Source organism: Bradyrhizobium sp. WSM1253 (assembly GCF_000244935.1).
Lineage (GTDB): Bacteria > Pseudomonadota > Alphaproteobacteria > Rhizobiales > Xanthobacteraceae > Bradyrhizobium > Bradyrhizobium canariense.
Window position 1 is genome coordinate 6,716,774 of record NZ_JH600073.1, and the last position, 8,791, is coordinate 6,725,564.

Sequence of the window (8,791 nt, forward strand, 5' to 3'; positions counted from 1 at the left end):
TTGCCGGTTGAATCATCCGCGGCACGAACGGCCGCCGCAAGCGCGACCGTCAGCACCGCGACGGTGGCAAGGATCGCCACCGTCCTGTACGTCACCTCTTTCAGCATCGTGCCGTGGCTACTGCTTGACCGCAAAAACCCACAGCGAGCCCCCAGCCGGTACCGTGGCAAGCCGCTCGTCACCGGAGAAGATCGAGTAGACGCCGCCGTACCCGCTCGTCACGGCGACATACTGCACGCCGTCCTGCTGCCAGGTCACCGGTTGTCCCTCGATGCCCGAGCCGGTCTGGAACTGCCAGAGCTTCTTGCCGGTGTCGGCGTCGAAGGCCTCGAACTCGCCGGTCAGCGCGCCCGAGAACACGACGCCACCCGCGGTCGACAGCACGCCCGAGAAGCGCGGGATGTCGCTGGGCGCTTCCCACTTGGCCTTCCCGGTCATGGGGTCGATCGCCCTCAGATGCCCGCGCGGACCATCACCCCATTCCCAGAGGTCGGTGAGGTCCATGCCGAGATACCATTCACCCTGCTTGAAGGTGACGGGCTCGGTCTTGTAGTGCCCGCCGAAGGCGAGCGTGTTGGCGTAGGCGAGCCCGGTTTGCGGGTTGAAGGACATCGGCTCCCAGTTCTTGCCTCCAAGCAGCGACGGAAAGACAACGACCTTCTTGCCCTCGCGCGCGTCCTTGCTGACATCGGTCTCGATCGGCCGGCCCGTCTTCATGTCGATTCCCGTCGCCCAGTTGACCTTCACGTAAGGATTGGCCGCAAGCAGCTTTCCGTTGGTGCGGTCGAGCACGTAGAAGAAGCCGTTGCGGTTGGCGTCCATCAACACCTTGGTCGGCTTGCCCTCGACGTTCATGTCGGCGAGGACCATCTCGGCCACGCTGTCATAGTCGAACGGATTGTTCGGCGAGAACTGGTAGTGCCACTTGATCTTGCCGGTCTTGGGATCCATCGCCAGCACGGAGCAGGTGTAGAGGTTGTCACCCGGGCGCACCGCCGAGTTGAACGGTCCGGGATTGCCGATACCCCAATAGACCGTGTTCAGCTCGGGATCATAGGAGCCCGTAATCCAGGTCGAGCCACCGCCGAGCTTCCAGGTATCGCCCTTCCAGGTGTCGCCGCCGGGCTCATCGGGGGAGGGGATCGAATGGGTGCGCCACAGGTGCTTGCCTGTTGCCGGATCCCAGCCGTCGATGAAGCCGCGGGTGCCGAACTCGGCGCCGGAGATACCGGTGATCACGACGCCGTCGGCGACCAGCGGCGCCACCGTCATCGAATAGCCTTCCTTGATATCGGCAGCCTTCTGCCGCCACAGCTCCTTGCCGTCCTTGGCGTCGAGCGCGATCACGTTGGCGTCGAGCGTGGTGCGGAACACCTTGCCGTCATAGAGCGCGGCGCCGCGATTGATGATGCCGCAGCAGACGATGCGCGGCGTTTCGGCAGGATACTCGACCTTGGATTTCCAGATCTGCTTGCCGGTCTTGGCGTCGACCGCCATCGTCGCGTTGTGCGACGTCACGTAGATCACGCCCTGGTACACCAGCGGCTGCGATTCCTCGCTGCGATCGTCGTTGAAAGAGTAGTGCCAGACCGGGACAAGGTTCTTGACGCTGTCCTTGTTGATCTGGTTCAGCGTCGAGAAACGCTGGAGATTGTAGCCCATTCCGTAATTGAGAACGTTCGATGTATCGGTCGCACCCTTGACCAGCTGCTCGCTGGTTTGTGCATTTGCACAAATCGATGCAAGCATGACGAGGCTCGCGGCCATCGCAAAGCGTTTCATCCGTTCCTCCCAATATGCGCGCCTATTGACGCTGCGGCAGCAACACTCCGCCCGAATGCAAAACGCGTCAATACGAAAGTCGTAGTTGCGACGCCGATCTGGTGGGCGGCCGGAAGCCGGTCACCTGACGGAGAGCTGACAAGCAACTCTCACTTGTGCGCAGGCGCTGAAGAAATTCCGCGGCATGGAGCAGGGCGCGTGCGCCACGGCAATGGTCGGGCCGACGGGTTCCGCAAGTTGTACGGGCGTAGCCTGCAATTCGGGGCTTGAACCGAGGCTCGCTTGTGGACTTATGTCGTTTCGATCCGGCTCGAATCGGAGCTCTTGGTCTGGGAGGTTTTCATGATATCGCGTCGCTCTGTTGCACTTGCGCTCACGATTGCACTGATGTCCGGTCCGGCATGGTCTGCCTCCGGCAACGCGGTCAAGACGTTCGATACCGACAATGACGGCACGCTCGACCTTGCCGAGGTGAAGAAGGCGGCGACCGCGTTGTTCGCCAAGCTCGATCCCGATCATGACGGCACGCTTGACGCCCGCGAGTTGCGCGGACGGTTAACGGCGAAAGAACTCGCCGCCGCCGATCCCGATCGCGACGGGACTCTCACGCTCGACGAATATCTCTCCGTGGTGGAGCAGCGCTTCAACGCGGCGAATCCCGACAAGGATGGAACGCTGGATGCCAAGGAGCTGAACTCGCGCGCCGGCCGCGCGCTGCTGCGCTTGTTGCAGTGAGCGCCGCGCCGCTTGACTGGGAGCGAAGGCGAGTTGCCCGAGAGAGAAATTTGCAAGCGCGATGCGACAGTTCGCTGTGTCGACGGCGCGATTCCCGACTTGCGCTGTGCCTGACGCAGCCCTAGGTTTTGGCCGGCGCGATGTCGCGCTCAATCCCTTGGGAGTCCCCGAATGGCCTGGAAAGCTCCGAAGATCGTGGAAGTGTCGGTCGGCATGGAAATCAACATGTACGCCTGCGCTTTGCGCAAGTAGGACCACAAGTAAGACTGCAAGTAAGACTTGCGACCTGCCGCGGCTTCGATGGCAACTACCATCGAAGCCGTGGTAGTGTCGGGGATGCGCGCGAGAGCCCTTACATTCTGGACCATAGCCGCCTGCACCGTCGCGCTCGCGCCGGCATGCGTCAGCGCCGAAGAGGGCTTTGATACCGAGCACATCTTCGGCTTCATGATCGGCACCGATGTCGGCAATCCCGGCGAGCGCGAATTCCAGACCCAGACGACAGGACGATTCGGCAAAGGCGGCGGGACCTATCGCGCCCTGTCGCAGGAGGTCGAGATAGAGATCGTGCCGCTGCCGAACTTCCGCATCGAGGTCGGCGGCACCGCCACGCTGCACGACATCACCGGCGTCCCCGATATCGGCGACCGCCGTCAGTTCAATTTCCAGGGCGCTTCGCTCGACCTGCGCTATCGCCTGCTCGATCGCGAGCGCGCGCCATTCGGGTTGACTGTCGCCGCCGAACTCCATGGCGATCGCATCGACGAGACTTCCGGCGCAAAAGGGCGGATGTACGGTACCGATTTCACGCTCGCCTTCGATCGCGAGCTGATCCCGAACTTCGCCATCGGGGCGCTCAACCTGATCTATCAACCCGAATGGGCGCGTTTCGAAATGGCGGGACTGTCCGAAAAGAGTTCGACCATCGGCGCGGCCTTCGCCGGCCTCGTCCGCGTGCGGCCCGATGTGCTGCTCGGCGGCGAGGTGCGCTACTTCCGGCAGTACGAAGGCATCGGCCTCGGCGAGTTCGCAGGCCAAGCCCTCTTCGTCGGTCCGACCGCTTATTTCCAGCTTTCGGAGCGCTCGCGCCTGACCATGAGCTGGAGCATGCAGGCCTGGGGCCGTGCGGCCGGATCAGGCGGCAATCTCGACCTCGTCAATTTCGAGCGCCACCAGGCAAGGCTGGTCTTTGGAGTTAATTTCTAGCGCTCGCGCCCCGGTTGCGGGGAGAGGCGACGGGGCAATTCCCGCTCGATTTCGCGCGGCCGGATTGAAACTTCCCGCTCCTCGGAGCGTAGCCTTTTGTGCTATTCTTCATCGGCTCTGCGAGGATCCCGGCATGAACCCGATCGACCTGGTGGTGACTGTGTGTGCGTTGCTTTCGCCTGCGACCTGCGAGGAGCAGCATCTGGTGTTCAACTATGCGGGGTCGCCGACGCAATGCGCGATGGCTGCGCCGCCCTATATCGCGCAATGGGTTGGCGACCATCCGAAGTGGCAGGCGGTGCGGTGGCGCTGCGAATATCCGCACCCGAACGACAAGGCGTAAAGCCCTGAGCTGCGTTGCCGGTCACGACTGGCTTAGGTCCTCATCCTGAGGAGCTTGCGAAGCAAGCGTCTCGAAGGATGGCCGCAGGCGACAGACGGGCCTGCGTGGTTCGAGACGCGCGTTCCGCGCTCCTCACCATGAGGGGAAAACGCTCGTAACGCAGCCGCGCTACTTGCTGCAATCCTTCAGATCCTTGTCGGCGATCGAGAACACCGCATCCGCCTTGATCTCGATGTCGCGCACGATGCACTGCCGTGCATTGGGATAGCTGACCCTGGCGTCGTAGCGGCCGGGCTCCACGCCGGTGATGCGCAACCGCTCGTCGTGGTCGACCTCCTTGTCCTTGTCGTTCAAGCACTGGTTCGGCCCCCACTCGGTCTTCCCGGCCGGCGAGAGCTGGAAACCGGAGATCGTCTCCGTCGTCAGATTCCAGAGCCGGATACCCTTGCCTTTGGCCTGCGCGAGCGCCGCGCCGGGCATCGCAACCAACAGGATGCCGATCGCAATCAGCGTACGCCGCATGATGACCCTCCCGCGAAGATGTCGTTGATCCAATTGACCATGAGTTCTCATTTCGATTCAAGCTGCAACGCGGCGAGCTCGGCCCTGATCTTGCCGAGCTCGGCCTCGCTGCGCTCCGCGCGCGGGATGGCAATCGGCACCTCGCGCACGATGCGCGCCGGTCGCGGCGATAGCAAGAACAGGCGGTCGCCGAGCCGGATCGCATCATCCAGGCTGTGGGTGACGAGCAACGTCATCACCGGACGGCGCGCCACCAGCGTCGCGATCTCGTCGCGCAAACGGCCGGCGAGTGCGTCGTCGAGCGAGGCGAGGGGCTCGTCGAGCACGAGCAGGTCAGGCTCCACCGCAAAGGCGCGGGCGAGCGCGACGCGCCGGGCGAGGCCCAGTGACAATTCGCCTGGAAAATGACTGCGATGCGCGTCCAGCTCCAGGATCCTGAACAGCTCGGCGAGCTTGGCGTCGGTCACATCGGGTGCCGCAAGCCGTACATTCTGCTCGACCGAGCGCCATGGCAGCAGCCGCGGCTCCTGGAAAACCATGCCGATCCGCGCTTCCGGCGGGCGCGAGACGTGCCCCTCGAAATCGCGGTCGAGCCCGAGGATGATGCGCAGCATCGTGCTCTTGCCGCAGCCGGAGGGACCGATCAGCACGCCGACCTCGCCGGATTGAAGCGCGAATCTGACCGGCGCGAGCACCTCCTGCGTCCCGCCCGCGGCACTCTTGAAGCTCTTGCCTGTGATATCGACCTCAAGCCGCACGGGGTCGCCATCGTGTTGCGCGGGCTTCGAACGGTTGCACCAGCGCGGTCTCGATCACGAGCACGACGGCGGCGAAGGTCAGCGAATAGGCCAGCAGCCGCGGCGTGTCGAACAGCTGGAAAGCGACGCCGATCTCGAAGCCGACGCCGTTCGGCCGGCCCAGGAGTTCGGCGACCAGCACGATCTTCCACACCAGCGACAATCCGGAGCGGGCTGAGGCTGCGATATAGGGTGCCAGTTGCGGCAGCACGACGTGGCGGAACGCGCGCCAGCGCGGCATCGCGAACACGCTCGCCATCTCGTCGAGCGAGCGGTCGAGCGCGCGTGCGCCCTCGCGCAGGGTGACGATGGCGGTCGGCAGCTTGTTGATCGCGATCGCCGCGATCGCTGCGGCCTCGGTGAGGCCGGCCCAGATATAGGCCAGCACGATCACGACCAGCGCGGGCAGGTTCAGGAGCAGGATCAGCCAGGGATCGCCGAGCCGGTCGGCGAGCTTCACCCGTCCCATCAGATAGCCGATGGCGCTGCCGAGCGACATCGCCAGCACGAAGGCGAGGCTCACGCGGGCGAGCGTGGCGCCGAGATGCAGGAACAGCGCGCCGCTCGATGCTTCCGCGATGACGACGTCGAGCACGGCGGACGGAGAGGGCAGCTTTGCGGCGCCGACGAACAGGGCGGCTGTCCACCAGATCGCGAGCAACAGGGCAAACGACAGAAGACGCAGCACCTCAGTCTCCGGCAACTGCGTGATAGAACGTGCCGGTATCGAGCTCGGCAGCGGGGCCCACGAGGTCGCGTCCGCCGGTCTCGGCCAGCACGCGGTAGAGCACGCGCGCGTCCTTTTCTTCGTCATCGATGCTCCGGCGCGGAATGCCGTCGCGATATCGCTCGCGATAGGTCTTGAGCAGGGTGGCATCGCTCGTGCCGGTGAGCGGTGCGATCTTGTCCCAGGCGGCATCCGAGGTCACCAGCAGCTGCTTGGCCTTGCGGGTCATCGCGATGAAGCGCGCCACCGCATCGCGATGACTCGCCGCCCAGTTTTCGTCGAAGACATAGCCGACTGCGGAGACCGCGCCCTTGGCGCCGAGTTTCGGCAATATGTCCTCGATGCCGGCAAGACGTCTAAAACCCTTGGCTTCCAGCTGTGCGCAGAAATTCCAGAAATTGAGGCTCGCATCCATCTCGCCGTCGAGCGCCTTGGCGGCGATCAGAGGCGGAGCACCATAGACGATGGTCGCCTCCGATTTCAGGTCGATGCCGTCCTGCTTCATGCGCGCCTGGAGCAGCTGCCAGCTCTTGTCGATGGGACCGCCGCCGACCGCCAGCTTGCGGCCCTTCAAATCAGCCAGCGACTTGATCGGCGAGGCGGCCGGCACCATCACCGCGCCGAGCGCGCTGGAATAGGGATAGAAGGTGAGCTTGGCGCCGAGCGTGCGCTCGCGCGACACCCACAGCCAGTCGGACAGGATGATGTCGGCATTGCCAGCGCGCAGGGCGATCTTGCCGGCCTCGGGGCTCGCAAGCTCGGTGACGTCGAGCGACAGGTCGGCCTCCTTGTCGAGGCCGCCGGCGCGGATCGCGGCCAGCTCCCAGGAGAATGTTCCGGTCTTCTGCACCGCAAGGCGAATCGTATCCGCGGCGCGGCCGGGCCCGGCTAGTGTCAGCGCCAGCGTCGTCGCGAGCGCCAATGATCGACCAAATGCTCTCATCACCTTGTGAGCCGTTTCCTCTGATAGGGTGCTTTTCAGGACAATACGCATAGCATAGCTTCCGTCGCAACCAGCGGGAGGACGCTCATGAATCTGGCCGGACAGCTACGACCGATTGTCGCCGCATTGGCGGTGTGGGCTGCGACCGCGCTCGCTGCGCAGGCTGAAGAGGCCAATGATTATCCGACATCGGCGCGTGCCGAGTATGTCTATGGCTGCATGAAGGCCAATGGCGAGAGCCGGCAGGCGATCGAGCAATGTTCCTGCTCGATCGACGTGGTGGCCTCGATCGTGCCCTATGAGCGCTACGTCACCGCAGAAACCGCGCTCAGCATGTCCCAGGTCCGCGGCAATCTCGGCGTCCAGTTCCGCACCTCGGAGCAGGCGAACTCGGCCGTGAATGATTTGCGGCGAGCACAGGCGGAAGCCGAGGTGAGGTGTTTCTAACACTTTCTTCCTTCTCCCCTTGTGGGCCTGTTGCGCTATTGGTTTTTGAGGCTGAAGACGTCGAGAGAGAAGGTCTGGGTCGCGACAGGCTCCGGCCAAGGCTGTGATTGTCGCCCTCGGCGGGCGGCTCAGGCCGCGATCGCGGCCCATTTCCTCATGTTGAATGCGATGGAGGCGAGCAGGATTTGTCCGCTTGCCTTCATGAGACCGACGTAACGGATGTAGGTCAGCCGCATCCGGCGTTTGAGGGTAGCGAAGGTGGTCTCCACCGTCGCCCGTCGTCGAGAGATGAGTAGGTTGTAGCGTTTGAGCCTCGGTGGCAACTCTGGGTGATGGCGGTTGGGACGCCGGGCGATGCGGGGCTTTTTGCCTTCCGCCTTCAGCCGGGCTCGTCTGGCATGGGTATCGTAAGCCGCATCGGCCCACACCACGGCTTCATCGCCACGGATCAACTCATCAGCCGGCGTGGTGTCGTTGACATTGGCGGGCGTCGTCAGCACCGCGCGGATCAAGCCGGATCCTTCATCAACACCCACATGGGCCTTGTAACCGAAGGTCGAACCGCTCTTGCCCTGCCGCTTGGCAAAACGGGCGTCGGGATCGTTTGAAGGACGATCCTCCTTGGGAGGAGCCGACACCGCCTGGATCAAGGTTGCGTCCAGCATCGTGCCGCGCTTGAGGATGACGCCGGCATTCTCAAGCTGACGATCCAGTTCGCCAAACAGCTTCTCCAACAGACCTTCTTCAACCAGCTGGTTCCGAAAACGGTTCAGAACCGTGTGGTCGGGCGTCGCATCTTCGAGGCTTAGACCGACGAAGCGCTTGAACGACAACCGGTCGCCCAGCGCCTCTTCGAGCTCGCGTTCCGACAGACCATAGAGCGACTGCAATAGCAGGGCGCGAAACAACACCAGCACCGGATAGCCTGGACGACCGGGGCTCCCTTCATCCCGCAAATGGCCGATCAGCTTCTCGAACCGGTACCACTTGACTAACCCCGACAGCCGATCCAGCGCTGCATTGGCACCTGCTCCCTTCGGGAGCCAAGCCTCAATAAAACTCGGCTGCCCCGTCTGCTTCACCGCCATCGTCATTCCTCCAAGGCTTTGCCTTAGAGAATCACAATTGACGGATTACGCAACAAGCCCGCAAGGGGAGAGGGGAAGCAGCTACGCCTTGAAATACGCGATCTGCGTGCTCGTCGCGAGCAACCTTCCGTTCGGCGACCACAGCTCGGCGTTCTGGTCGGCGTAGCTCTTGTGCATGATCTTGGAATCTGCGGTCGCCAG

Annotated in this window: 11 protein-coding genes and 1 pseudogene; 5 read left to right on the top strand and 7 right to left on the bottom strand. The window is 63.5% G+C overall.

The genetic code is table 11. The features are described 5' to 3' along the window. Positions 1–117: 117 nt before the first annotated feature. Positions 118–1,782 carry a methanol/ethanol family PQQ-dependent dehydrogenase gene (locus BRA1253DRAFT_RS32575; RefSeq protein ID WP_007601380.1) on the bottom strand — a complete coding sequence of 555 codons (1,665 nt, stop codon included), beginning with the start codon at positions 1,780–1,782 and terminating at the stop codon, positions 118–120. A 342-nt stretch (positions 1,783–2,124) separates the two neighbouring features. On the opposite strand from BRA1253DRAFT_RS32575, the gene BRA1253DRAFT_RS32580 reads away from it, so the two are divergent. The 4 genes from BRA1253DRAFT_RS32580 to BRA1253DRAFT_RS32595 all read left to right on the top strand — a co-directional run bounded on the left by BRA1253DRAFT_RS32580 (position 2,125) and on the right by BRA1253DRAFT_RS32595 (position 4,066). Further along, positions 2,125–2,517: an EF-hand domain-containing protein gene (locus BRA1253DRAFT_RS32580; RefSeq protein WP_007601381.1), complete on the top strand. Its 393-nt coding sequence runs from the start codon at positions 2,125–2,127 to the stop codon at positions 2,515–2,517. Between the two features lie 171 nt (positions 2,518–2,688). Beyond that, positions 2,689–2,769 (top strand): pyrroloquinoline quinone precursor peptide PqqA, encoded by an 81-nt coding sequence (gene pqqA / locus BRA1253DRAFT_RS32585; RefSeq protein ID WP_035994375.1) that lies wholly within the window; start codon positions 2,689–2,691, stop codon positions 2,767–2,769. Positions 2,770–2,817: 48 nt separating this feature from the next. Beyond that, positions 2,818–3,723, top strand: coding sequence for a hypothetical protein (locus tag BRA1253DRAFT_RS32590; RefSeq protein WP_007601382.1), 906 nt, complete (start codon positions 2,818–2,820; stop codon positions 3,721–3,723). 133 nt (positions 3,724–3,856) lie between these two features. Continuing rightward, a complete protein-coding gene (locus BRA1253DRAFT_RS32595) occupies positions 3,857–4,066 on the top strand; it encodes a hypothetical protein (RefSeq protein ID WP_007601386.1) in 210 nt (69 codons plus the stop codon). 168 nt (positions 4,067–4,234) lie between these two features. Here the strand turns inward: BRA1253DRAFT_RS32595 and BRA1253DRAFT_RS32600 are convergent, their stop codons facing one another. Genes BRA1253DRAFT_RS32600 through BRA1253DRAFT_RS32615 form a run of 4 tightly spaced genes read right to left on the bottom strand, consistent with a single transcriptional unit; the run spans position 4,235 to position 7,055 of the window. Beyond that, positions 4,235–4,588 (bottom strand): hypothetical protein, encoded by a 354-nt coding sequence (locus BRA1253DRAFT_RS32600; protein WP_007601387.1) that lies wholly within the window; start codon positions 4,586–4,588, stop codon positions 4,235–4,237. A 47-nt stretch (positions 4,589–4,635) separates the two neighbouring features. Then, a complete protein-coding gene (locus BRA1253DRAFT_RS32605; protein WP_007601388.1) occupies positions 4,636–5,346 on the bottom strand; it encodes an ABC transporter ATP-binding protein in 711 nt (236 codons plus the stop codon). Further along, the gene (locus tag BRA1253DRAFT_RS32610) at positions 5,336–6,073 is read right to left on the bottom strand and encodes an ABC transporter permease (RefSeq protein WP_007601389.1); all 738 of its coding nucleotides are present in this window, start codon (positions 6,071–6,073) and stop codon (positions 5,336–5,338) included. Before BRA1253DRAFT_RS32610 ends, BRA1253DRAFT_RS32605 begins: the two co-directional genes overlap by 11 nt. Before the next feature lies 1 nt (position 6,074). After that, on the bottom strand, positions 6,075–7,055 hold the full coding sequence (locus tag BRA1253DRAFT_RS32615) for an ABC transporter substrate-binding protein (protein ID WP_051058479.1): 981 nt from the start codon (positions 7,053–7,055) through the stop codon (positions 6,075–6,077). Positions 7,056–7,142: 87 nt separating this feature from the next. Here BRA1253DRAFT_RS32615 and BRA1253DRAFT_RS32620 point away from each other — a divergent pair, with 87 nt between their 5' ends. Then, positions 7,143–7,502, top strand: a complete 360-nt coding sequence (locus tag BRA1253DRAFT_RS32620; RefSeq protein ID WP_007601391.1) for a hypothetical protein — start codon at positions 7,143–7,145, stop codon at positions 7,500–7,502. 128 nt (positions 7,503–7,630) lie between these two features. On the opposite strand, the gene BRA1253DRAFT_RS32625 is transcribed toward BRA1253DRAFT_RS32620, so the two are convergent. Both BRA1253DRAFT_RS32625 and BRA1253DRAFT_RS45620 read right to left on the bottom strand, forming a co-directional pair. Continuing rightward, positions 7,631–8,596 carry an IS5 family transposase gene (locus tag BRA1253DRAFT_RS32625; RefSeq protein WP_198288277.1) on the bottom strand — a complete coding sequence of 322 codons (966 nt, stop codon included), beginning with the start codon at positions 8,594–8,596 and terminating at the stop codon, positions 7,631–7,633. A gap of 75 nt (positions 8,597–8,671) precedes the next feature. Continuing rightward, positions 8,672–8,791: pseudogene (locus tag BRA1253DRAFT_RS45620) on the bottom strand (thioesterase family protein); the annotation flags it as partial.

Excerpts from the sequence above, each read along its gene's own strand:
- BRA1253DRAFT_RS32575 (WP_007601380.1), bottom strand. The coding sequence starts at position 1,782 with ATGAAACGCTTTGCGATGGCCGCGAGCCTCGTCATGCTTGCATCGATT.
- BRA1253DRAFT_RS32580 (WP_007601381.1), top strand. The coding sequence starts at position 2,125 with ATGATATCGCGTCGCTCTGTTGCACTTGCGCTCACGATTGCACTGATG.
- pqqA (WP_035994375.1), top strand. The coding sequence starts at position 2,689 with ATGGCCTGGAAAGCTCCGAAGATCGTGGAAGTGTCGGTCGGCATGGAA.
- BRA1253DRAFT_RS32590 (WP_007601382.1), top strand. The coding sequence starts at position 2,818 with ATGGCAACTACCATCGAAGCCGTGGTAGTGTCGGGGATGCGCGCGAGA.
- BRA1253DRAFT_RS32595 (WP_007601386.1), top strand. The coding sequence starts at position 3,857 with ATGAACCCGATCGACCTGGTGGTGACTGTGTGTGCGTTGCTTTCGCCT.
- BRA1253DRAFT_RS32600 (WP_007601387.1), bottom strand. The coding sequence starts at position 4,588 with ATGCGGCGTACGCTGATTGCGATCGGCATCCTGTTGGTTGCGATGCCC.
- BRA1253DRAFT_RS32615 (WP_051058479.1), bottom strand. The coding sequence starts at position 7,055 with ATGAGAGCATTTGGTCGATCATTGGCGCTCGCGACGACGCTGGCGCTG.
- BRA1253DRAFT_RS32620 (WP_007601391.1), top strand. The coding sequence starts at position 7,143 with ATGAATCTGGCCGGACAGCTACGACCGATTGTCGCCGCATTGGCGGTG.
- BRA1253DRAFT_RS32625 (WP_198288277.1), bottom strand. The coding sequence starts at position 8,596 with ATGACGATGGCGGTGAAGCAGACGGGGCAGCCGAGTTTTATTGAGGCT.